Source organism: Nocardioides taihuensis (assembly GCF_042657275.1).
In the GTDB taxonomy this organism is placed as follows: domain Bacteria; phylum Actinomycetota; class Actinomycetes; order Propionibacteriales; family Nocardioidaceae; genus Nocardioides; species Nocardioides taihuensis.
This window is the reverse complement of sequence record NZ_JBHSKD010000009.1, coordinates 73774-96402: the sequence shown is the minus strand read 5'-3', so window position 1 is coordinate 96402 and position 22629 is coordinate 73774. Positions and strand designations below refer to the sequence as shown.

19 protein-coding genes are annotated in these 22629 nt (G+C 72.2%); 2 read left to right on the top strand and 17 right to left on the bottom strand.

The window, feature by feature from the left end:
* Window position 1: 1 nt before the first annotated feature.
* The 3 genes from arc to ACFPGP_RS09950 form a co-directional block, all read right to left on the bottom strand.
* The gene (arc, locus tag ACFPGP_RS09960; protein WP_378589696.1) at window positions 2-1756 is read right to left on the bottom strand and encodes a proteasome ATPase; all 1755 of its coding nucleotides are present in this window, start codon (window positions 1754-1756) and stop codon (window positions 2-4) included.
* Between the two features lie 260 nt (window positions 1757-2016).
* Window positions 2017-2994 (bottom strand): tRNA (adenine-N1)-methyltransferase, encoded by a 978-nt coding sequence (locus ACFPGP_RS09955; RefSeq protein ID WP_378589695.1) that lies wholly within the window; start codon window positions 2992-2994, stop codon window positions 2017-2019.
* Window positions 2995-3003: 9 nt separating this feature from the next.
* Window positions 3004-4188 carry a site-2 protease family protein gene (locus ACFPGP_RS09950; RefSeq protein ID WP_378589693.1) on the bottom strand — a complete coding sequence of 395 codons (1185 nt, stop codon included), beginning with the start codon at window positions 4186-4188 and terminating at the stop codon, window positions 3004-3006.
* Window positions 4189-4264: 76 nt separating this feature from the next.
* Between ACFPGP_RS09950 and ACFPGP_RS09945 the strand changes: the two genes are divergently transcribed.
* Entirely contained in the window at window positions 4265-5212 is a 948-nt protein-coding gene (locus ACFPGP_RS09945) for a RecB family exonuclease (protein WP_378589691.1), read from the top strand.
* Window positions 5213-5230: 18 nt separating this feature from the next.
* On the opposite strand, the gene ACFPGP_RS09940 is transcribed toward ACFPGP_RS09945, so the two are convergent.
* The 10 genes from ACFPGP_RS09940 to metH all read right to left on the bottom strand — a co-directional run bounded on the left by ACFPGP_RS09940 (window position 5231) and on the right by metH (window position 18082).
* Window positions 5231-6262, bottom strand: a complete 1032-nt coding sequence (locus ACFPGP_RS09940) for an ABC transporter ATP-binding protein (RefSeq protein WP_378589689.1) — start codon at window positions 6260-6262, stop codon at window positions 5231-5233.
* Window positions 6259-7350 carry an ABC transporter ATP-binding protein gene (locus tag ACFPGP_RS09935; RefSeq protein WP_378589687.1) on the bottom strand — a complete coding sequence of 364 codons (1092 nt, stop codon included), beginning with the start codon at window positions 7348-7350 and terminating at the stop codon, window positions 6259-6261. The genes ACFPGP_RS09940 and ACFPGP_RS09935 overlap by 4 nt, the downstream gene beginning before the upstream one ends.
* Window positions 7351-7352: 2 nt before the next feature.
* Window positions 7353-8306, bottom strand: a complete 954-nt coding sequence (locus tag ACFPGP_RS09930; protein ID WP_378589685.1) for an ABC transporter permease — start codon at window positions 8304-8306, stop codon at window positions 7353-7355.
* The gene (locus tag ACFPGP_RS09925; RefSeq protein WP_378589684.1) at window positions 8303-9313 is read right to left on the bottom strand and encodes an ABC transporter permease; all 1011 of its coding nucleotides are present in this window, start codon (window positions 9311-9313) and stop codon (window positions 8303-8305) included. Before ACFPGP_RS09925 ends, ACFPGP_RS09930 begins: the two co-directional genes overlap by 4 nt.
* Window positions 9314-9328: 15 nt before the next feature.
* Window positions 9329-10945, bottom strand: a complete 1617-nt coding sequence (locus tag ACFPGP_RS09920; protein WP_378589682.1) for an ABC transporter substrate-binding protein — start codon at window positions 10943-10945, stop codon at window positions 9329-9331.
* Window positions 10946-11121: 176 nt separating this feature from the next.
* Window positions 11122-11742: a response regulator gene (locus ACFPGP_RS09915; RefSeq protein ID WP_378589680.1), complete on the bottom strand. Its 621-nt coding sequence runs from the start codon at window positions 11740-11742 to the stop codon at window positions 11122-11124.
* Window positions 11739-13061, bottom strand: a complete 1323-nt coding sequence (locus ACFPGP_RS09910; RefSeq protein WP_378589678.1) for a sensor histidine kinase — start codon at window positions 13059-13061, stop codon at window positions 11739-11741. Before ACFPGP_RS09910 ends, ACFPGP_RS09915 begins: the two co-directional genes overlap by 4 nt.
* Before the next feature lie 30 nt (window positions 13062-13091).
* On the bottom strand, window positions 13092-13508 hold the full coding sequence (locus ACFPGP_RS09905) for a hypothetical protein (protein ID WP_378589676.1): 417 nt from the start codon (window positions 13506-13508) through the stop codon (window positions 13092-13094).
* 56 nt (window positions 13509-13564) lie between these two features.
* The gene (locus ACFPGP_RS09900) at window positions 13565-14242 is read right to left on the bottom strand and encodes an HAD family hydrolase (protein WP_378589675.1); all 678 of its coding nucleotides are present in this window, start codon (window positions 14240-14242) and stop codon (window positions 13565-13567) included.
* A gap of 117 nt (window positions 14243-14359) precedes the next feature.
* Window positions 14360-18082, bottom strand: coding sequence for a methionine synthase (gene metH / locus ACFPGP_RS09895; protein WP_378589673.1), 3723 nt, complete (start codon window positions 18080-18082; stop codon window positions 14360-14362).
* Window positions 18083-18249: 167 nt separating this feature from the next.
* On the opposite strand from metH, the gene ACFPGP_RS09890 reads away from it, so the two are divergent.
* Window positions 18250-19098, top strand: coding sequence for a PAC2 family protein (locus tag ACFPGP_RS09890; protein WP_378589671.1), 849 nt, complete (start codon window positions 18250-18252; stop codon window positions 19096-19098).
* 144 nt (window positions 19099-19242) lie between these two features.
* Here ACFPGP_RS09890 and mshC read toward each other — a convergent pair whose 3' ends face one another.
* The 4 genes from mshC to ACFPGP_RS09870 all read right to left on the bottom strand — a co-directional run bounded on the left by mshC (window position 19243) and on the right by ACFPGP_RS09870 (window position 22597).
* Window positions 19243-20481, bottom strand: coding sequence for a cysteine--1-D-myo-inosityl 2-amino-2-deoxy-alpha-D-glucopyranoside ligase (mshC, locus tag ACFPGP_RS09885; RefSeq protein ID WP_378589669.1), 1239 nt, complete (start codon window positions 20479-20481; stop codon window positions 19243-19245).
* 32 nt (window positions 20482-20513) lie between these two features.
* On the bottom strand, window positions 20514-21227 hold the full coding sequence (locus tag ACFPGP_RS09880) for an SCO1664 family protein (protein ID WP_378590114.1): 714 nt from the start codon (window positions 21225-21227) through the stop codon (window positions 20514-20516).
* Between the two features lie 62 nt (window positions 21228-21289).
* Window positions 21290-21871 (bottom strand): DUF3090 domain-containing protein, encoded by a 582-nt coding sequence (locus ACFPGP_RS09875; RefSeq protein WP_378589668.1) that lies wholly within the window; start codon window positions 21869-21871, stop codon window positions 21290-21292.
* 9 nt (window positions 21872-21880) lie between these two features.
* A complete protein-coding gene (locus tag ACFPGP_RS09870; protein WP_378589667.1) occupies window positions 21881-22597 on the bottom strand; it encodes a histidine phosphatase family protein in 717 nt (238 codons plus the stop codon).
* Window positions 22598-22629 lie beyond the last annotated feature (32 nt).

Genomic DNA, 22629 nt, shown 5'->3' with positions numbered 1-22629 from the left:
GTCAGAGGTACTGGCCGGTGTTCGAGACGGTGTCGATCGAGCGGCCGGGCTCGGTCCCCTGCTTGCCGGTGATCAGGGTGCGGATGAAGACGATCCGCTCACCCTTCTTGCCCGAGATCCGGGCCCAGTCGTCGGGGTTCGTGGTGTTCGGGAGGTCCTCGTTCTCCTTGAACTCGTCGACGCAGGCCTGCAGCAGGTGCCCGACGCGCAGCCCCTTCTGGTCGTGGTCGAGGAAGTCCTTGATCGCCATCTTCTTGGCACGGTCGACGATGTTCTGGATCATCGCACCCGAGTTGAAGTCCTTGAAGTAGAGGACCTCCTTGTCACCGTTGGCGTAGGTGACCTCGAGGAACCGGTTCTCCTCGGTCTCGGTGTACATCCGCTCGACCGTCGCCTGGATCATGCCCGCCACGCACGCGTCCTTGTCGCCGCCGAACTCGCGCAGGTCGTCGGCGTGCAGGGGCAGGGTCGTGGTGAGGTACTTGCTGAAGATGTCGCGCGCGGACTCCGCGTCGGGGCGCTCGATCTTGATCTTCACGTCGAGCCGGCCCGGCCGCAGGATCGCCGGGTCGATCATGTCCTCGCGGTTGGAGGCGCCGATCACCAGCACGTTCTCGAGCAGCTCCACGCCGTCGATCTCGCTCAGCAGCTGCGGGACGATGGTGTTCTCGACGTCGGAGGAGACCCCCGACCCGCGGGTGCGGAACAGCGAGTCCATCTCGTCGAAGAACACGATCACGGGAGTGCCGCCGCTGGCCTTCTCACGCGCCCGCTGGAACACGAGGCGGATGTGCCGCTCGGTCTCCCCGACGTACTTGTTGAGCAGCTCGGGGCCCTTGATGTTGAGGAAGTAGGACTTGCCCTCCTGGCCGGTGCGGGCCGCCACCTTCTTCGCCAGCGAGTTGGCGACCGCCTTGGCGATGAGCGTCTTGCCGCAGCCGGGAGGCCCGTAGAGCAGCACGCCCTTGGGCGGCTTGAGCTCGTGCTCCTCGAAGAGCTCGGGGTGCAGGTACGGCAGCTCGACCGCGTCGCGGATCTGGTCGATCTGGCTGACCAGACCACCGATCGAGTCGTAGTCGATGTCCGGGACCTCTTCGAGGACCAGCTCCTCCACCTCGGACTTGGGGACCCGCTCGTACACGTAGTTGGACCGCGACTCCAGGAGCAGCGAGTCGCCAGCGCGCAGCGTGACCTCGCGCAGCGGCTCGGCGAGGCGTACGACGCGTTCCTCGTCGGCGTTCGCGATCACCAGCGCCCGGTGGCCGTCCGCGAGCAGCTCCTTGAACATGACGACCTCGCCGACCTCCTCGAAGTCGAGCGCGGCCACCACGTTGAGCGCCTCGTTGAGCATGACCTCCTGGCCACGCACGAGCTCGTCGAGCTCGACGGCCGGACTGACGTTGACCCGGAGCTTGCGCCCACCGGTGAAGACGTCGATGGAGTCGTCCTCGTTGCGGGCGAGGAAGGTGCCGAACCCGGCGGGCGGCTGCGCGAGCCGGTCGACCTCCTCCTTGAGCTTCATGATCTGGTCGCGGGCCTCGCGCAAGGTCTGGGCGAGCCGCTCGTTCTGGCTGGTGACCGCTGCGAGCGAGCGCTGGGTGTCGGCCAGACGCATCTCGATCCCGCGGGAGCTGCCGGGTGCATCGGCCAACCTCCGCCGCAGGTCGGTGACCTCGGCCTCGAGGAAACGCACCTGGCTCACGAGCTCATCGGGGGTTCGGCCCCCGGTGCTGGGAACGCCTTCGGATGCTGACATCGGCGCCACCTCCTCCGGTTGTGACCCTACTAGCCGTATCGGCGTGCGAAAGGGGCAACGGAGACGTGTCGATCACGATTTGGCGACGCCGGACGGTGGCTCAGGAACTGCGGTTGGTGACCAAACCGCACGCACCGGCCCCCGCAGCCTGCGGTCGGTGACCAAACCGCACGCACCGGCTCCGGCCACCTGCGGTTGGTGACCAAACGGCACGCTGCGGAGGCCGGCGTTCGACGGGCGCCCAGGTCAGGGAGGACGGCTCAGGCGTCGAAGGACTGGTCGAGCACCTGCGGGGGGAGGTCCGCGGGGCGGGGGCCGGTGTAGTCGGGGCCGTAGGCGCCGGGGGCGGGACGCCGCTTCTTGACCGGGGGCCGGGCACCGGGGGCCATGCGGCGGGCGGTGACCAGGAAGGCCGTGTGGCCGATCATCTTGTGGCCGGGCCGCACCGCGAGGCCCTCGACGTGCCAGTCGCGCACCAGCGACTCCCAGGCGGCGGGCTCGGTGAAGCCGCCGTGCGCACGCACCGTCTCCACGAACCGCGACAGCTGGGTGGTCGTGGCGACGTAGGCGCAGACGATCCCGCCCGGGCGCAGGGCGCCGGCGGCCGCCTCCAGGCAGTCCCACGGGGCCAGCATGTCGAGGATGATCCGGTCGACCCGCTCCCCCGAGGCCGGCAGGGCCTCGGCCAGGTCGCCGATCGTCAGGGACCACGCGGGGTGGTCGCCGCCGAAGAACTGCCGGACGTTCGCCCGCGCCACGTCGGCGAACTCCTCGCGCCGCTCGTAGGACGACACCCGCCCCCACGGCCCGACGGCGCGCAGCAGCGAGCAGGTCAGGGCGCCGGAGCCGACGCCGGCCTCCACCACGTGGGCGCCGGGGAAGATGTCGGCCGTGGCGACGATCTGCGCGGCGTCCTTGGGGTAGACGACCGCGGCGCCGCGCGGCATCGAGACCACGAACTCCGACAGGAGCGGACGGAAGACGAGGTACTCCCCGCCGGCCGACGACGCGACCGTGAAGCCCTCCTCGCGCCCGATGAGCTCGTCGTGCTCGATGTGCCCGCGGTTGGAGAAGAAGCGCTTGCCCGGCACCAGCTCGAAGTTGTGGCGGCGACCCTTCTGGTCGGTCAGCCGCACCCACTCACCGGCACGCAGCGGCCCGCGGTGGACGCCGGACCAGGCGTCGGCGGGGAGGTCGGCGTCGTGGGGGTCCGAGGCGGTGGGGGTCTCGTCGGGCACCCCGGGACCCTAGCGCTGGCCGGCCCGGAACGCCGCGTCGACGTCGGCGGTCGCCAGCACGCCGTAGATGCTGCCGTCGCCCTCGAGCAGCAGGTACTCGGTCGCGGGGTTGCGGCTGATCGCCAGCACCAGCTCCTCCCCCGACAGCGTCGCGGGCAGCCGCAGCCCCGGGTCGAGGGTGCGGGCGACCACGGAGACAGCCAGCCACGGCCTGCGCTCCTCCGGTACGGCGAGCAGGGCCGCCTCGTTGACGATGCCGATCGGCTGCCCCCCGGCGGTGACGGTGACGATGCCGCCGGCGCGGGCCTCCTGGGCACGCCGTACGGCCTCGGCGAGCGGGAGGTCGTCGGGGACGGTGAGGGTACGCCGGGCCAGGTCGCGGGCGACCAGCTGCGGCAGCCGGGCGCGCACCTTGGCCGACGTGATCGCCTGGGAGGACCCCGTCCACAGGAACAGGGCGATCACGAACGACAGCACGAAGTCGATCAGGGTCGGCGGCGTCCCGAAGACCGCCTCCTGCAGCAGCGGCCACAGCAGGACGAGACCGGCGGTCACCCGACCGCCCCAGCCCGCCACCACCGTGCCGCGGTGGACGTCGCCCGAGACGGCCCAGACCGCCGACTTCAGCACCCGACCGCCGTCGAGCGGGATCCCGGGCACCAGGTTGAGCACGCCCACGAGCAGGTTCGCCCCGGCCAGACCGCCGACGGTGAACCGGATCAGACCGTCGGGCGCGACGAACCACAGGCCGCCCGCGACGACGCCCACGCCGATCGAGGTCAGCGGCCCCACGACCGCGATCAGGAACTCCTCGCGAGGGCGGCGCGCCTCGCCCTCGATGGCGGTCATCCCGCCCAGGAAGTGCAGCGTGATCGAGGTGACCGGGAAGCCCAGCCGCCGGGCGACGATCGCGTGCGAGGCCTCGTGCAGCAGCACCGAGAGGTAGAGCACGACCGCGAAGGCGAGGCCGGCGACGTACTTCCAGGCGCCGAGACCGGGCTGGACCTGCTCGATCGCCGGCGCGATGAGGACGGCGACCAGACCGGCCACCAGGAACCAGGACGACGACACCAGCACGTCGCTCCCGGCGATGCTGCCGATGCGGATCGTGCCGGGCGGGCGTGGGGTCGCCGGCGGCCGCTCGGGAGGCTCCCCGGGCGTGCGGGGACCGGGAGGATCGGCGGGGTCGGACACGCCTCCACGCTAGCCGACCGCTGCCCACTCCCCGCACGCCGGCCGGACTGTCCCCGGCCTCACCTAGGGTGGCCGCATGAGCAGCCCCAGCCCGCCGGTCGCACCCCTCGCGGTGGTCAGCCCCACCGGCGCGGTGCCGGGGTCGACGGTCGTCGACGGCGTCGGGGTGCGGGGCGCGCTCTCCCCCAGCCGGGCCGGCGACTTCATGTCCTGCCCGCTGCTCTACCGCTTCCGCACCATCGACCGGCTGCCCGAGCCCAGCTCGCCCGACGCGATGCGCGGCACGCTCGTGCACAAGGTCCTCGAGGACCTCTTCGACCACCCGGCGGCCGACCGGACGCCGCGCCAGGCGCACGCGATGCTGGTGCCCACCTGGGAGGCGCTGCTCGCGTCCGAGCCCGCCATCGCGGAGATGTTCGCCGGGGGCGACGACGACCTGCCCCCGCCGGACGTCGACACCTGGCTCACGTCGTGCCGCGAGGTGCTCGACCGCTACTTCGAGCTCGAGGACCCCCGCCGCCTCGAGCCCGCCGAGCGGGAGCTGTACGTCGAGACGCTCCTGGAGTCGCGGCTGCTGCTGCGGGGCTTCGTGGACCGGCTCGACGTCGCGCCCGACGGGTCGATCCGGGTGGTCGACTACAAGACGGGCCGCTCCCCCGGGGAGCACTACGAGGCCAAGGCGCTGTTCCAGATGAAGTTCTACGCGCTCGTCATCTGGCGCACCCGCGGCGTCGTGCCCGCCATGCTGCAGCTGGTCTACCTCGGCAACGGCGAGATCGTCCGCTACGTCCCCGACGAGGCCGACCTGCTCGCCACGGAGCGCAAGGTCGAGGCGATCTGGGAGGCGATCCGCCGTGCCGAGGAGACCGGCGACTGGCGCCCGAGCCCCTCGCGCCTGTGCGACTGGTGCGCCCACCACGCACTCTGCCCCGCGAAGGGCGGCACCCCGCCGCCCCTGCCGGCCCCAGCCGTCACCGACCCCGGCGCCCTGACCGTGGAGGACGTCGACCCGGCGACCGTCTGACCCGCCCCGGCCCGGGGGTCAGACGACGGCCGCAGCCTCCTCCGGCGTCACCTCGTGGGCCCGGACCGTCCCGGCCAGGATCTCCTCGGCGTAGTGGCAGGCCACCCGGTGCCCGCTGCGCAGCTCGCGCAGCTCCGGCCGCTCGCTGTCGCACCGCGACTCCTGCCGGAACGGGCAGCGGGTGTGGAACCGGCAGCCGCTCGGCGGGTCCGCCGGCGAGGGCAGGTCGCCCTGCAGGATGATCCGCTCCCGGGAGGCCTCCACCACCGGGTCGGGGACGGGCACCGCCGACATCAGCGCCTTCGTGTACGGGTGCAACGGCTCGGCGTAGAGGTCGTCGCTGGGAGCTTGCTCGACCACCCCGCCGAGGTACATCACCGCGACCTCGTCGGAGACGTGGCGCACGACGGCGAGGTCGTGCGCGATCACCAGGTAGGTCAGCCCGAGCTGCTCCTGCAGGTCGGCCAGCAGGTTCAGCACCTGGGCCTGGATCGACACGTCGAGCGCCGAGACCGGCTCGTCGGCGATCACGATCCGCGGCTCGAGGGCGATCGCCCGGGCGATCCCGATGCGCTGGCGCTGCCCGCCGGAGAACTCGTGCGGGTACTTCTGCGCGGCGCTGGCCGGCAGGCCGACCTGGTCGAGCAGCTCGCGCACGCGCCCCTTGCCGTACGCGATCCCGTGGGCGCGCAGCGGCTCGGTGAGGATCGTCTCGACGTTCTGGCGGGGGTTGAGACTGGAGAGCGGGTCCTGGAAGACCATCTGCATGTCCTGGCGGATCCGCCGGAGCTTCTCGCCCGAGAGGGAGGCCACGTCGGTGCCGTCGAACTCCACGCTCCCGGCGGTGATGGGCGAGAGCCGCAGCAGGGCACGGCCCAGCGTGGACTTGCCGCACCCCGACTCCCCCACCAGCCCCAGTGTCGACCCCTCGGTGATGTCGAGGTCGACACCGTCGACGGCGCGCACGGCGCCGGTCTGGCGGTTGAGCAGGAGACCGTCGCGGATCGGGAAGTGCACCTCCAGGTCGCGGACCCGTACCAGCGTGCTCACCGGACCACCGCCTCTCCGTCGGAGGCCGGGCGGGCGGCGCCGCCCCGTCCGGCGTGCCCGCCGGTGGTGCCCTCGAGCGGGTGGAAGCACCGCAGCCACCGGTCACCGTGGTCCTCGAGCACGGGAGGCGCCTGGGTGCAGTCGTCCTGCCGGTGGCCGCACCGGGGCGCGAACGCGCAGCCCTCGGTCCAGGGGATGGTCAGCGTCGGCGACCCCGGGATCGGGGTCAGGGGTGCCCCACGCGGCGCGTCCAGGCGCGGGATCGAGGCGAGCAGCCCTCCGGTGTAGGGGTGGCGAGGCTCGGCGAAGAGCCGGTCGCGGCCCGTGGACTCGACGATCCGCCCGGCGTACATGACGTTGACGTGGTCGCACAGCCCGGCCACGACCCCGAGGTCGTGGGTGATCATCAGCAGCGCCGCGTCGGTGTCGGCGACGAGGTCCCTGAGCACCTCGAGCACCTGGGCCTGGATGGTCACGTCGAGCGCGGTCGTCGGCTCGTCGGCGATGAGCAGGCGCGGCCCGCAGGCCAGCGCGATCGCGATCAGCACGCGCTGGCGCATCCCGCCGGACAGCTGGTGGGGGTACTCCCGCAGCCGCCGGCCGGGGTCGGGGATGCCCACCTGCTCGAGCAGCGCCTCGGCGCGGTCGGAGGCCTCACCCCGGTCGACGTCCTCATGGCGCCGGATCACCTCGGTGAGCTGGACGCCGACGGTGACGACGGGGTTGAGCGAGGTCAGGGGGTCCTGGAAGACCATGGCGATGTCGTTCCCGCGCAGCGAGGACATCTGCCGCGCGGGCAGGCGCAGCAGGTCACGGCCGCGGTACAGCACCTCCCCCTCGACGCGGACGCCCCGGTCGGGGAGCAGGCCCATCACGGCCAGCGCGGTCACGGACTTGCCGCTGCCGGACTCGCCCACGAGGGCGACGTGCTCCCCCGGACGGATCTCGAAGGACACCTCGTCGACGGCCCGGACCGGTCGGGCGCCCTTGGTGGCGAAGGTGACCGCCAGGTCGCGGACCGCCAGCAGCGGCTCGGTGGGCGACTCGTCGCGACGGGCGCGGGACGGGTCGCGTTCGCGGGAACGCACGGTCACCTCCGGGTGCGGGGGTCGAGGGCTTCGCGCAGGGCCTCACCGAAGAGCGTGAACCCGAGCGCCGTGATCGCGATCGCGATGCCGGGCAGGACGGCCAGGCGCGGGGCCGCGTCGAAGCGGTCCTGGGCGGCCACGAGCATCCGGCCCCACTCCGCGATGGCGGGGTCGGACTGGCCCAGGCCGAGGAAGGACAGCGCGGCGACCTCGATGATCGCGGTGGCGAGGTTGAGCGTGGCCTGCACGATGGTCGGCCCGATGCTGTTGGGCAGCACGTGGCTGACCACGATCCGGCGCCTGCGGAGGCCCAGCGCCCCCGCGGCGAGCACGTAGTCGGCCTGTCCCTGGCCGAGCATCGACCCCCGCAGGAGCCGGGCGAAGATCGGCACCTGCGCGGCCCCGATCGCGATCATCACGGCGTAGGGGTTCTGCCCGAGGACGGCGGCGACGCTGACGGCGAGGAGCAGGCTCGGGATCGAGAGCAGGATGTCGACGAACCGCATGATGGTGGTGTCGACCCAGCTGCCCCACCGGCCGCCCACGGCGCCGCACCCGCCGGCGAGGGCCCCCAGGCCCGCGCCGACGACGAGTCCGAGCGCGGTCGAGACCACGCCGTACACCAGCGACTGCCGGGCGCCGTAGACCATCTGGGTCCACATGTCGGAGCCGAACCGGTCGAGGCCGAGCCAGTGGTCCGGGGACGGACCGGGGACGGTCGTCGGCGTGACGTCGCCGGACCACTCCGCCGAGCCGGGCTGGTACGGCGTGAGCAGCGGCGCGATGACCGCGACGGTGACGAAGGCGATGACGATCGCGGCGCCGACGAGCGCGCTGGGGTTGCGCCGCAGCCGACGGAACGCGCTGCGCCACAGGCTGACGCCGGGCTCGTCACCGAACGCGACGCCGTCGAAGCTGGCGGGCTCCGCGCCTGCGGGAGGGAGAGTGAGGCTCATGCGCTCACCGCCCTCACCCGTGGGTCGATCACGCCGTACGACAGGTCGACGAGCAGGTTGATGAGGGAGTAGACGACCGCGATGAAGATGATGAACCCCTGGAGCACCGGGTAGTCGCGCTGCCCGATCGCCTCGAACAGGTACTGCCCGATGCCGTTGAAGGAGAAGACGGTCTCGGTGAGGACCGCCCCGGACAGGAGCAGGCCGGCCTGGAGGCCGATGGTGGTGACGACCGGGAGCAGCGCGTTGCGCATCACGTGGCGCCGCGACACCGTGCCACGGGCGAGCCCCTTGGCCTCGGCCGTGCGTACGTAGTCCTCGTGCACGACCTCGGCCACGGACGCCCGAGTGATCCGCACGATGATCGCGAGCGGGATGGTTCCGAGCGCGATGGCCGGCAGGACGAGGTGCAGGGCGGCGTCCCAGGCGGCGTCCCACTCCCGCGTCAGGATCCCGTCGAGCAGGTAGAAGTTGGTGATGTGGGTGGCGTCGATGCGGGGGTCCTGCCGCAGCGACGTGGGCAGCCAGTGCAGCGTGTCGGCGAACACCAGCTTGAGCAGGATCGCCAGGAAGAAGACCGGGGTGACCACCCCCAGGAGCGACCCCGACACCACGAAGGTGTCGAGGGGTCGCCCCTGGCGGCGGGCCGCGAGGTAGCCGAGCGGTACGCCGAGCACCACCGCGAACAGCAGGGCGGCGACGGCGAGCTCGACCGTGGCCGGGAACCGCTCGGTGAAGCTGTCCACGACCGGCTGCCCGGTCTGGATCGAGCTGCCGAAGTCGCCGTGCAGCAGGGCCGTCACGTAGGTGACGTACTGCTGCACGAGCGGCTGGTCGAAGCCGTAGGCGTCGTTGACGCGGGCCAGGCCCTCGGGCGTGGCGCGCTCACCGAGCAGTGCCCGGGCCGGGTCCCCCGGCAGGGCCCTGACCCATGCGAACAGCAGGATCGAGAGCCCCACCAGGACGGGGACCATCAGCGCCAGGCGGCGCAGGACGAAGCGGAGCATGGTGTCGCGCGGCTCTCAGCCCGAGATCTCGACGGAGCTCCAGACCTCGTCTTGGACGGGGCTGGTCTGGTAGCCCGAGACGTCGGGCGAGAACGCGAGCGACGGGACCGGGTGCGCGATCGGCACGCCCGGGAGGTACTCCATGACCTCCTGGTTGATCTTCTGGTAGAGCGGCTCCTGCTCCTCGGGCGTGGGCAGCGAGCGCGCCTCCTTGAGGTCGTCGAAGATCTGCTGGTTCTCGAAGCCCCACTCGTTGGACTTGGCGCCGAAGAAGACGCCGAGGAAGTTGTCGGTGTCGTTGTAGTCACCGGTCCAGCCGAGCAGGTGGATGCCGTGGTCGGAGGTGCCCTGGATCTTCTCGAGGTAGTCGGGGTCCCAGCGGTCCGCGACGGGCTTGATGTCGAGGCCGACCGCCTCGAGCTGGGTGCGGATCACGTTGAACGTGTCCTCGGGAGCCGGCATGTAGGGGCGGCTGACGCCGGTCGGGTAGTTGAACTCGATCGTCGCACCGTCGGCCCCGGCCTCCTTGAGCAGCGCCTCGGCCTTGTCGGGGTCGTAGTCGTAGGTCGGGACGTCGTCGTTGTAGCCGTTGACGATCTCGGGGATGAACTCCTTCGCCACCTGGGTGCCCTCGGGCATCGAGGCGCTGATGATCTCCTCCTTGTCGAGGGCGTAGGCGATCGCCTGGCGCACCTTCGGGTCGTCCAGCGGCTTATGGGCTTGGTTCATGCCGAGGTAGAGCACGTTGAAGGGGTCACGGTTCTCGATCGTGAAGCCCTCGTCCTTGAGGGGCTCGACGTCGGCCGGGCCGACCAGGTCGTAGCCGTCGATCTCGCCGTTGCGCAGGGCGTCGGCACGTGCCTTCGGGTCCTCGATCGCCACGATCACGGCCTCGTCGATCTTGGCGGGGTCGCCCCAGTAGTCGTCGTACGCCTGCAGCGTGACCTGCTTGCCGCGCTCCCACGACTCGAGCTCGAACGGGCCGGTGCCGACCGGGTGCGCGGTGGAGTACTCGGTGGTGCGGGGGTTGTCCGCGCCGTCGTCCTGGTACTTCTTCAGGGCGGTCGGGCTCTGCATCGACAGCGCCGGCAGCGACAGGGCCGAGATGAAGCCGGCGAAGGGCTTCTGCAGCTTGATCGTCGCGGTCAGGTCGTCCTCGGCGGTGCAGGAGTCGTAGACGGCCTCGCCGGAGCGGTCACCGGTCTTGAACCCGCGGAAGAGCGCGGCGTAGTAGTAGGTCAGGTCGTCGGTCTGGGCCGACGGCGGCATGTTGTACCACCGGTCGAAGTTGAAGCAGACCGCGTCGGCGTCGAACGTCGTGCCGTCCTGGAAGGTGACACCGTCCTGCAGCTGGAAGGTGTAGGTCAGGCCGTCCTCGCTGACGTCCCAGCTCTTCGCGAGCAGCGGCGCCGGGTCCGCGGTGCCGGGCTCGGTGCCGACCAGGCCCTCGAAGATCTGCCGGGAGACGCGGAAGGTCTCGCCGTCGGAGGCGAAGAACGGGTCGAGGCTGACCGGCTCGGCCGAGCCCGCGAAGACGAACGTCCCGCCGCCGCCGGATGCGCCGGTGTCTTCGTCACGCTGGCTGTCCGCACAGCCGGCCAGGGCGAGCGAGGCCACCACGGCCCCGGTCACGCCCCGTGAAAGGAATCGCATTCGAGTGGATCGCACAGCTCACCTCGTGTGTCGTGCCCAGGTGTCTCCCGAGGACGGTCCGCCGACCCTACTGATGGTCTAGACCGCACGATCCAGGGGGCCCCGAGGCCGATGGTGCCGATGGTCGGGAACCCCCTACCCCGTTGCGAACCGGTCTAGTCCCCGATCCGGTTTCGCTCGGCCCAGACGGCCGCCTGGGTGCGGTCGGTGACCCCGATCGCGCTGTAGACGGCGGTGAGGTGGCCCTTGACGGTGCGCTCGCTGATGCCGAGGCGGCGGGCGATCTGCTTGTTGGCCAGGCCGGCGCGCACGAGCGCCAGCACCTCGGTCTCCCGGGGTGACAGGTCCGGGAGCACGATCCCCCGGCGCGCGGTCAGCAGCTCCCGGGCCGCCCGCGGGTGGATCGGCGACTCCCCGCGGGTCACCGCGCGGATGCCGGCCAGCACCTCCTCGGGCTCGGCGTCCTTGAGGAGGTAGCCGAGCGCGCCGGCGTCGAGCGCGCCGAGGATCCGCTCGGCGTCGGAGAACGAGGTCAGCACCAGCACCGCCGCGGTTCCCTCGGCCACGATCGCCCGGGTGGCCTCGACGCCGTCGACGCCGGGCATCTGCAGGTCCATGAGGACGAGGTCGGGGCGGGCGGTGCGCGCCACCTCGATCGCCTCGGCGCCGTCGGCGGCGAGGCCGACGACCTCGATGTCCTCGACGCCGCCGAGGAACTGCTCGAGGCCGCGGCGCACCATGGCGTGGTCTTCTGCGAGCACGAGCCGGATCGTCATCGCGGCACCTCCTGGTCGTGGGCGGGGCGCGCGGTGGCCTCGTCGAGGGTCAGCCGCACCAGCGTGCCCTCGCCGGGCCGGGTGCGGACGTCGAGCCGGCCACCGCGGTCGGCCACGAGGCTGCGCAGCCCGCGCAGCCCGAAGTGGGTGGCGCCGACCTCCTCGGGCACGAAGCCCGTGCCGTCGTCCTCGACCTCGAGGACGACGCCGCCGGCGACCCGCACCCGGACGTCGAGGTGGCGGCAGTGCGCGTGCCGCAGCGCGTTGCGCACGGCCTCCTGCGCCACCCGCCAGAGCAGCGCCGTCTGCCCCGGGCGCAGCTCCGGCAGCGCGTCCACCGACACCGTGGCCTCGACCCCGCCCGCCGCCGCGGGCGCGACGAGGTCTTGCAGGCTGCCGGGCAGCGTGGCCGCGCTCAGCTCCGGTGGGTGGATCTCAACCAGGAGCGAGCGCAGGTCGCGACTGGCGCGGCGCAGCGTGTCGGCCAGCTCGTCGACGTCCGCCCGTTCCTCCGGCGGGACCCGGGACGCCAGGGCGGTGACGGCGAACGTCGTACCCGCGAGGTCCTGGACGACGCCGTCGTGCAGGTCGCGGGCGATGCGGCGGCGTTCGGCCTCGGACGCCTCGGCGGCGAGCCGGAGGAGGCGCTCGCGCTCGGCGGCGGCGCGGCCCAGCCGGCGGTTGAGCAGCCACAGCAGCAGGGTGGCGACCGCGGCGAGCACCGCGAGGCTGCCGAGCGCGATCCGCAGGAAGGGTGACATCACCTCGGTGCCGCGCTGCTCGATGCCGTCGAGCGAGTAGTAGGTCTCGAAGAGCAGCGGCTCGCCCTCGGGCGAGTGGACCTGCGTGTAGACCTCGACGAGCCCCTCGTCGTGCGGCTCGAAGCGGTTCTCGGGGCGGTCGAGGTCGGTGACCTCGGCCTCGATGCCCCCGCTGCGGAGGATCTCGAGCTCCTCGTCGCCTAGGTCGTAGGTCTGGCCGATCAGCCGGGTCTCGTCGGAGTACACGATCGTGCCGTCGGCGTTCCAGATCTTGATGCGGCGTACGTCGTTGACGAGCAGCCGCCGCAGCGCGACCCGGTCGAACCGGTCCACCGCCCCGATGTCACCGGCGGCCAGCCGGCGCGGGATCGCGGGCTCCGCGACCGAGGTGGCCAGCACGGACGTGGTCGCGCTGGCGTCGTTGAGCGCGTCGTCACTGGCGGCGTGGCGACTGAGCAGGACCGTGGCGGTCACGACCGCGGACACGACGACGAGCCCGGCGAGCAGGAACTGCGTCACCGGGCTCGTCGGCCAGAAGCCGTCGCGGGGTCTCGTCACGGGATCATCGTGCTACGGCGGGCCGGCGCGTCAGAGCGCGACCCGCGCGACGCACACCTCGTCGGTCGCGGGGTTGACAGCGCGGAACTTGAACCTGTCGGTGCCCGCGGCGTCCGTGGTCTTGCGCTGGACGCTGAACGAACCGCTGGGGGCCTGCGTCGTCGAGGTGCCGTGCGCGGAGACCGAACCGTCGTGGAAGAGCTTCCAGTTCCAGCTCTGGCCGTTGACGTTGCTGTCGATCTCGGCCTCGACCTCGATGCGCGAGTCGCGGGGCTTGGCCTTCATCTTCCAGTGGGTGCTGCCCGAGCAGCTGCCGCGGTTGATGACCTCGTCGCCGCCCTGGGCGGAGGCGGAGCCGGCGGTCATGAGAGCGACGGTGGGCGCCAGGGTCGCCACGACCAGGGTGGCGGCGAGGCGGGTCTTGAGGGTGCGGGTGGTGGTGTTCATCGGGGTCTCCTTCGTTCGAGTGGGTGACTCCGAGTCAACGGGAACCGCGGTCCGGTTCACCATCGTCCAGGGGTACCGGTACCTCCGGACAGGGGGGCGAGGTCGGCCGACCCCAGCCCCGCAAGGCTGTTGCGGAAGAAGCGCCGCTCCCCCGGCTCCACCGGCACGTGGTGGGGGACGACGAGGACTGCGCAGCCGGCCGCCTCGGCCGAGCGTGTGCCGGTCTCGGAGTCCTCGATCGCGACGCAGTCGCGGGGGTCGACGCCCAGCCGGCGGGCGGCCTCGAGGTAGGGCTCAGGGTGCGGCTTGCCGCGGCTGACGTTGTCGCCGGTCACCACGACGGGGAACGAGTGCTCCGGGAGGCCGCCGAGGACCGGGGCGACGAAGCGCTGGTAGGACATCGTCACCAGGGCGCAGGGGACGTCGTCGGCGCGGAGGGCGGCCAGCAGCTCGAGCGCCCCGGGCCGCCACGGCACCTCGCGCTGCACCCCCGCGATCACGCCGTCGAGCAGCTCCTCGACGATCTCCTCCGGGGCGAGGTCGATGCCCATGTGGGTGCGGATGTAGCGCCCCGACTCGATGAGGTCGTTGCCCACCAGCGCCAGCGCGTGCTCGCGGCTCCACGTCCCGCCGTACCGCTCGGCGAGCGCGAACTCCGCCTCGATCCAGTAGGGCTCCGTGTCGACGAGGGTGCCGTCCATGTCCCAGAGGACGGCCGCGGGGAGGGTGGTCACGGGCGCTCCGGGGCGGGGGTGAATTGCGGTTGGTGACCAAACGGCAGGTGTGACCGGTCGCCACGTGCGGTTGGTGACCAATCCGCATTTCCACGCGACCGCCGGCCGGGGCGCTGGTCAGTCATCGGGGTCGTAGCCGAGGTTGGCGGAGAGCCACCGCTCGGCCTGGGCGAGGGTCCAGCCCTTGCGGGCGGCGTAGTCCTCGACCTGATCGCGCGCGAGGCGGCCGACCACGAAGTACTGCGACTGCGGGTGGCTGAAGTAGAGGCCCGACACGGAGGCACCCGGCCACATCGCCATCGACTCGGTCAGCGTGATGCCGGTGGCCTGCTCGACGCCGAGCAGGTCCCACAGGGTCAGCTTCTCGGTGTGGTCGGGGCACGCCGGGTAGCCCGCGGCCGGGCGGATGCCGGTGTAGCGCTCCGCGATGAGGTCCTCGGTCGTCATCAGCTCCTCCGGCGAGTGGCCCCACAGCTCGGTGCGCACGCGCTGGTGCAGCCGTTCGGCGAAGGCCTCGGCCAGCCGGTCCCCCAGCGACTCCAGGAGGATCGCGTCGTAGTCGTCGAGCGACGCCTTCAGCGCGGCCACCCGCTCCCCGAGGCCGAGCCCGGCGGTCACCGCGAACCCGCCGACGTGGTCGGCCAGCCCGGTCTCCCGGGGCGCGACGAAGTCGGACAGCGAACGGTGCGGCACCCCGGCGCGGTGCTCGCCCTGCTGGCGCAGCTGGTGGAGGACGGCGCGCACCGAGGAGCGCGACGCGTCGTCGTACACCTCGATGTCGTCGCCCACGGCGTTCGCGGGGAAGAAGCCGTACACGCCGCTGGCGGTGACCCAGTGCTCGTCGGCCATCCGGTCGAGCATCCGCTGGGCATCCTCGTAGAGCCGCTTGGCCGCCTCCCCCGTCGCCGGGTTGTGGAGGATGTCGGGGAACTTCCCCTTCATCTCCCAGGCGTTGAAGAACGGCTGCCAGTCGATGTACTCGCGCAGCTCCGCGAGGTCGTAGTCCGCCAGCACGTGGACGCCGGCCTGCCGCGGCGCCACCGGCTCGTACGACGCCCAGTCGATCGGCGTGCGGTCGGCGCGGGCGTCGACGAGCGAGACCTTGGGGCGGTCCTGCTTCTGGGCGTGGCGGGCCCGCAGCGCGTCGTAGTCGGCCTTCTGCGCGGTCAGCAGGTCGACGCGACGCTCCGGGTGGAGCAGCGCGGCCGCGGTCGGCACCGAGCGGGAGGCGTCCTTGACCCACACCACGGGTCCGTCGTACTTCGGGTCGACCTTCACGGCCGTGTGCGCGCGCGACGTCGTGGCGCCGCCGACGAGCAGCGGCAGGTCGAGCCCGAGCCGCTGCATCTCGCTCGCGAACGACACCATCTCGTCCAGCGACGGGGTGATCAGCCCGGAGAGGCCGATCAGGTCGGCGCCGACCTCCTGGGCGGTGTCGAGGATCTTCTGCGCCGGCACCATCACGCCGAGGTCGATGACCTCGTAGTTGTTGCACTGCAGCACCACGCCGACGATGTTCTTGCCGATGTCGTGCACGTCGCCCTTGACGGTCGCCATCACGATCGTGCCGTTGGTGTCCTTCTGGGTGGCGAGCTCGGGGTTGGCGAGCTTCTCCTCCTCGATGAAGGGGATCAGGTAGGCGACGGCCTTCTTCATCACCCGGGCCGACTTCACCACCTGGGGCAGGAACATCTTCCCGGAGCCGAAGAGGTCACCGACGACGTTCATGCCGTCCATGAGCGGGCCCTCGATCACCTCGATCGGGCGGCCACCACGGGCCGCGATCTCCGCGCGCAGCTCCTCGGTGTCGCTCTCGACCCAGGTGTCGACGCCCTTGACCAGCGCGTGGGTGATCCGCTCGCCGATGGGCAGCGAGCGCCACTCCTCCTCGGTCTCGTCGACCTCGCCCGCGGCCCGGTTGTAGGACTCGGCGATCTCGAGGAGGCGCTCCGCGGCGTCCTCGCGGCGGTTGAGCACCACGTCCTCGATCCGCTCGCGCAGCTCGGCGTCCACCTCGTCGTACACCACCAGCGCGCCGGCGTTGACGATGCCGAGGTCGAGCCCCGCCCGGATGGCGTGGTAGAGGAACACGGCGTGGATCGCCTCGCGCACCGGGTTGTTGCCGCGGAAGCTGAAGCTGACGTTGGAGATGCCGCCGGAGACCAGCGCGCCGGGGAGGTTCTCCTTGATCCAGCGGGTGGCCTCGATGAAGTCGAGGCCGTACGTCGCGTGCTCCTCGATGCCCGTCGCCACGGCGAAGACGTTGGGGTCGAAGATGATGTCCTCGGGCGGGAAGCCGACCTCGTCGACCAGGATCCGGTAGGCGCGCTCGCAGATCGCGGTCCGCCGGGCGAGGCTGTCGGCCTGGCCGTCCTCGTCGAAGGCCATGACCACGGCCGCCGCGCCGTACTTGCGGCACAGGCGGGCCTGCTCGCGGAACTTCTCCTCGCCCTCCTTCATCGAGATGGAGTTGACGATCGGCTTGCCCTGGACACACTTCAGCCCGGCCTCGATGACCTCCCACTTCGAGGAGTCGACCATCACCGGGACCCGGCTGATGTCGGGCTCGGCCGCCACCAGCTTGAGGAAGCGGTCCATGGCCGCGACCCCGTCGATCATGCCCTCGTCCATGTTGACGTCGATGACCTGCGCACCGTTCTCGACCTGCTGCGCGGCCACGGTCAGAGCGGTGTCGTAGTCGCCGTCCTTGATCAGGTTGCGGAACCGCGCCGAGCCGGTGATGTTGGTGCGCTCGCCGACGTTGACGAACAGGCTGTCCTCGTCGATGGTGACCGGCTCGAGACCGGCCAGCCGCATCGCGGGCCGGGGGGTCGCCGTCCGCCGCGGGGCGTGCTCGCGGACCGCCGCCCCGATCGCCGCGACGTGCTCGGGTGTGGTGCCGCAGCAGCCGCCGACGACGTTGACCAGCCCGCTCGAGGCGAACTCGCCGAGCAGGCCGGCCATGTGCTCCGGCGTCTCGTCGTACTCGCCGAAGGCGTTGGGCAGGCCGGCGTTGGGGTGCACCGAGACGAAGCAGTCGGCGACCCGGCTCAGCTCGGCGACGTAGGGGCGCAGGTCCTCCGCGCCGAGGGCGCAGTTGAGGCCGACGGCGATCGGCCGGACGTGGCGCACGGAGTTCCAGAAGGCCTCGGTCACCTGGCCCGACAGGGTGCGGCCGGAGGCATCGGTGATGGTGCCCGAGATGACCACCGGCCAGCGGCGGCCGCGCTCCTCGAAGAGCGTCTCGAGGGCGAAGATCGCGGCCTTGGCGTTGAGGGTGTCGAAGATCGTCTCGACCAGGAGCAGGTCGGACCCGCCGTCGACCAGCCCGCGGGCCTGCTCGTGGTACGCCGCGACCAGCTCGTCGAAGGACACGTTGCGGGCGCCGGGGTCGTTCACGTCGGGCGAGATGGAGGCGGTGCGGTTGGTCGGGCCGAGCGAGCCGGCCACCCAGCGCGGGCGGTCGGGCGTGGCGAACTCGTCCACGGCCGCGCGGGCGATCCGGGCGCCCTCGAGGTTGATCTCGTAGGCGTGGTGCTCGAGGCCGTAGTCGGCCTGGGCGATCGAGGTCGCGGTGAAGGTGTTGGTCTCGACGACGTCCGCTCCGGCCTCGAGGTAGGAGCGGTGGATCGACCGGATCATCTCCGGCTGGGTCAGGTTCAGCAGGTCGCTGTCGCCGCCGAGGTCGCGCTCGTGGTCGACGAACCGGTCGCCGCGGTACTCCGCCTCCCCGGGACCGAAGCCCTGGATCAGCGTGCCCATGGCGCCGTCGAGCACGAGGATCCGCTCCCGCAGGATCGCGGTGAGCTCCTCGGTGGCGTCGGGGCGCGTCTCGGTCACAGCACTCCTTCTCCTGGCGGCACGACCAGCGTACGGACGGCGTCCCGCAGTGTGGACACTGATCCCGGATCGTGACACCGGCCGTCGGGGCCGCGGAAATTGCCGGCGCGGCCGTCGTCCGCCTGTCGAGACCGCGCGCGACCCGGGGTGCGGCATAGGGTGGTCGTGTGATCGAGATCGAGGATGCGCCGGACCTGGTGGACCCGGTGGTGATCGCCGCCTTCGAGGGGTGGAACGACGCCGCCGACGCCGCCTCCGGCGTGGTCGACCACCTGATGAGGGTGTGGAACGCGCGGATCGTCGGGGCGATCGACCCCGAGGAGTTCTACGACTTCCAGGTCAACCGCCCCACGGTGCGCACCGACGACAACGGCTTCCGCCGGCTGACCTGGCCCAGCACCCAGATCGCGGTGGCCTCACCGCCCGACCTCGACCGCGACGTGATCCTGCTGCGGGGCATCGAGCCCAACATGCGGTGGCGGCAGTTCTGCGCCGAGCTGCTGGCAGCCTGCGACGAGCTCGGCGGGCAGCTCGTCGTCTCGCTGGGCGCCCTGCTCGCCGACACCCCGCACACCCGGCCGATCCCCGTGACCGGCACGGCCACCGAGCCCGAGCTGGTCGACCGGCTCAAGCTCGAGCAGTCGACGTACGAGGGCCCGACCGGGATCGTCGGCGTCTTCCAGGACGCGTGCGTGCGGCTCGACATCCCGGCGGTGTCCTACTGGGCCGCCGTCCCCCACTACGTCGCGCAGCCGCCGTGCCCCAAGGCCACGCTGGCGCTGATCGGGCAGCTCGAGGACCTGCTCGAGGTGAGCATCCCGCTCGGCGAGCTGCCGGAGGACGCCCGCGCCTGGGAGAGGGGCGTCGACGAGCTCGCGCAGGAGGACGAGGAGATCTCCGACTACGTCCGCGCGCTCGAGGAGACCCGCGACACCACCGACCTCCCCGAGGCCTCCGGCGACGCGATCGCGCGCGAGTTCGAGCGCTACCTCAAGCGGCGCGACGACGAGGGCTGAGCCCGGCGCACCCGTCTCCGTCCGTCCCCGCGGCGTGCGGATTGGTCACCAACCGCGGGTCGGTACCGGCTTCAATTGCCGTTTGGTCACCAACCGCAATTGACCGCGACCCACCGCAACCGGCAGGACGGCCGCGGAGGATGGTCAGAGGGCCAGGCCGAGGGCGGCGTCGAGCAGCTGGACGACGGCGAGCGCGGCGTCGGGGTCGCTGGTGTCGGCCAGGCCGTCGGTGCCGAGGGTGGCGGCCACCCAGGCGTCGACGGCGGCGAGCGCGGTGGGAGCGTCGAGGTCGTCGGCCAGGGCGGTCAGCACGGCCTCGCACACCGGGGCGGCGGGGGCTCCGGCGCCGAGCGACAGGGCCCGTCGCCAGCGGGTGAGGTCGTCGACGGCGTCCCAGAGCTCCTGGTCGTGCCACTCCCAGTCCTCGCGGTAGTGGTGCCGCATCAGGGCCAGGCGGATCGCCGCCGGCTCGACGTCGCTGTGCCGCAGGTGGGAGACGAAGACCAGGTTGCCGCGCGACTTCGACATCTTCTCGCCGTCGTAGCCGACCATCCCGGCGTGCACGTAGGCCCGCGCGAACGGCGTGCCGGGCTCGGCCACCTGCGCCTCGCCCGCGCACATCTCGTGGTGGGGGAAGACGAGGTCGCTGCCGCCGCCCTGCACGTCGAAGGCCCCGCCGAGCAGCTCCATCGCCATCGCGGTGCACTCGATGTGCCAGCCGGGACGGCCGGGGCCGAAGGGGCTGTCCCAGCTCGGCTCGCCGTCGCGGTGACCGCGCCAGACGATGCAGTCGAGCGGGTCCTTCTTGCCCGGACGGTCGGGGTCGCCCCCGCGCTCGGGGAAGATCTGCAGCATCGCGTCGCGGTCGAGGCCCGACACCGCACCGAAGGCGGGGTCGGCGGTCACCGAGAAGTAGAGGTCGTCCTCCACGCGGTAGACGGCGCCGAGGGCCTCGAGGCGCTGCACGAGCGCCACGACCAGCGGGATCGTCTCCACGGCACCGACGTAGTGGTCCGGCGGCAGCACCCGCAGCGCGGTCATGTCCTCACGGAAGAGCTCGGTCTCGCGCTCCGCGATCTCCTCCCACGCCGAGCCGACCTTGGCCGCGCGCTCGAGCAGGGGGTCGTCGACGTCGGTGACGTTCTGCACGTAGAGGACGTCGTGGCCCGCGGCGCGCCACGCGCGGTTGAGCAGGTCGAAGGCGACGTACGTCGCGGCGTGGCCGAGGTGGGTCGCGTCGTACGGCGTGATCCCGCAGACGTAGAGGCGTGCCGCGCCGTCGGGCCGGGCGGTCACCCGGCCCCCGGACGCGGTGTCGTGGAGCGAGACGGGCGGCCCGGTGACGGGCAGCGTCGGGATCTCCGGGGCCGGCCAGCTGCGCATGGCCCGCAGCCTAACGGGACGGGGTGTCCGCGCTAGAACGGCGGCCAGGGGATCGCCGGAGAGCGGCCGTGCGGCGCGGGCATCCGGCCCTTGGCCAGCAGTCGGCGGCAGCGGCGGTCGAGGGCGTCGATCTCGGGCTGCGTCACCAGCGTCTCCAGCTCCTCGCGCAGTGACCCGCCGAGGGCCTCGCGGACCCGGTCGACGACGGTGAGCTCCTCGTCGTCGAGCGGCTCGCCGAGCCAGCCCCACAGCACGGTGCGCAGCTTGGGCTCGTCGTGGAAGGTGAGGCCGTGGTCGACGCCGTAGCGGTGCCCGTCGGCCATCGCGAGCACGTGGCCACCCTTGCGGTCGGCGTTGTTCACGATCGCGTCGAAGACGGCCATCCGGCGAAGCGCGCGGGTGTCCTCGTGCACCAGCGACACCGGCTGGTCGAGGCCGTCGACGCCGTCGAAGACGTGCCGCCAGCCCTCCGGCACGGCTCCCTCGGCGACGATGTCGACCGCGGCCTGCTCCTCGTCGGGCTCCTGCCACAGCTGCACCATGCCGGGGCCGTGCGGGCCGACGCGCAGGAACGTGTGCGGCACGACGTCCCAGCCGGTGGCCACCGACACGGCGTACGCCGCGACCTCGCGGAAGGCGAGCGTGCCGTCGGGGAAGTCCCACAGCGGCCGCTCCCCCGCGATCGGCTTGTAGACCACGCGGGTCTCGCCGATCTCGCCGACGAAGGTGGCGTTGGAGGCCGGCATGATCCGGCCGTGCACGACCAGCTCGCCGTCGGCGAGCGCGTCGGCGAGGTGCGCCGGGACGCTCACGGGTCCCGGCGGCGGAACCCGTTCGCCCGGACGCACAGGTGCCCGTCGGGGTCGATCGGGTTGCCGCAGAAGGGACAGCTGGGTCGACCGGCCTCCAGCACCTTCTCGGCGCGGGACACGAACGCCCGCGCGGCGCCGGCGGTGAGGCGGACCAGCAGCAGCTCGTCGGGCTCGGGCTCCTCGAAGTCGTCGTCGACCTGCTCCGGCGACACCACGGCCGCCTCGGTGAACGGGAACACCTCGATCACCACGCGGGCGTCGTCGGGGTCCCACGAGAGCGTCATGGTGCCGGCGCGGAACTCCTCCTCGATCGGCTGCTCGAGCGGCTCGGAGTCCTCGAGGTCGAGCGGCGCCACGGCCGGTACGACGGTCCCGGCGGCGGCCTGGCTGGCCATCACCTCGTCGAGCAGCTCGTCGATCCGCTCGGCCAGCGCGGCGACCTGCTGCTTCTCCAGCGCGACGCTGACCACGCGCGCGCCGCTGCGGGCCTGGAGGAAGAAGGTGCGGTTGCCGGGCTCGCCGACGGTTCCCGTGACGAAGCGCTCGGGCGGGTCGAAACCGTGGACAAGAGGAGCCATGCGACCAGCCTAGGGTGCCGCCGGAGAGGGTCCCGCTCCCCCGCCTACCGCCGCGTCCGTGGAGCGGCGCGTGCGGCGCCTGGCCGGCTGCGGGGCCAGCCAGCCGAGGTCGCCCTCGTGGGAGTTGGTGGCCAGCACGTAGGGCCGGGCCTCGGTGTAGCGCACGACCGAGACCGACGCCGGGTCGACCTGGATCCGCTGGAAGAGGTCGAGGTGCATGCCGAGCGCGTCGGCCAGCACCGCCTTGATCAGGTCGCCGTGGCTGACCGCGACCCAGACGGCGTGCGGGCCGTGCTCGGCCTCCACCGCCGCGTCGTGCCGTCGGACGGCGTCGACGACGCGCGCCTGCATGGTCGCCATCGACTCACCGCCGGGGAACACCGCGGCCGAGGGCTGGCCCTGCACCACCTTCCACAGCTTCTCCTTCGCCAGCTCCTTCAGCGGGCGGCCCTGCCACTCGCCGTAGTCGCACTCGGTGAGGCCGCGGTCGGACGACACGCGCGGAGCGGCAGGGTGCGCCCGGGCGATCGCCCGCGCCGTCTGGCGGCAGCGCTCCAGCGGGCTGGAGACGATCGCGGCGAGGGGGACGGCGGCCAGCCGGGCGCCGGCCCGCTCGGCCTGGGCAGTCCCCGTGTCGTCGAGGCGGACGCCGGGCGTGCGCCCCGCGAGGGTGCCCGACGCGTTCGCGCTGGTGCGGCCGTGCCGGACGAGGACCACCGTTGCCATGCGGGGAACCCTAGTGCGCGGCACCTCGCGCG

Coding starts and splice junctions, on each gene's coding strand:
- ACFPGP_RS09870 (WP_378589667.1), bottom strand. CDS start 22,597: ATGGCAACGGTGGTCCTCGTCCGGCACGGCCGCACCAGCGCGAACGCG.
- ACFPGP_RS09880 (WP_378590114.1), bottom strand. CDS start 21,227: ATGCCGGCCTCCAACGCCACCTTCGTCGGCGAGATCGGCGAGACCCGC.
- ACFPGP_RS09925 (WP_378589684.1), bottom strand. CDS start 9,313: ATGCTCCGCTTCGTCCTGCGCCGCCTGGCGCTGATGGTCCCCGTCCTG.
- arc (WP_378589696.1), bottom strand. CDS start 1,756: ATGTCAGCATCCGAAGGCGTTCCCAGCACCGGGGGCCGAACCCCCGAT.
- mshC (WP_378589669.1), bottom strand. CDS start 20,481: ATGCGCAGCTGGCCGGCCCCGGAGATCCCGACGCTGCCCGTCACCGGG.
- ACFPGP_RS09945 (WP_378589691.1), top strand. CDS start 4,265: ATGAGCAGCCCCAGCCCGCCGGTCGCACCCCTCGCGGTGGTCAGCCCC.
- ACFPGP_RS09905 (WP_378589676.1), bottom strand. CDS start 13,508: ATGAACACCACCACCCGCACCCTCAAGACCCGCCTCGCCGCCACCCTG.
- ACFPGP_RS09915 (WP_378589680.1), bottom strand. CDS start 11,742: ATGACGATCCGGCTCGTGCTCGCAGAAGACCACGCCATGGTGCGCCGC.
- ACFPGP_RS09930 (WP_378589685.1), bottom strand. CDS start 8,306: ATGAGCCTCACTCTCCCTCCCGCAGGCGCGGAGCCCGCCAGCTTCGAC.
- ACFPGP_RS09875 (WP_378589668.1), bottom strand. CDS start 21,871: ATGGCTCCTCTTGTCCACGGTTTCGACCCGCCCGAGCGCTTCGTCACG.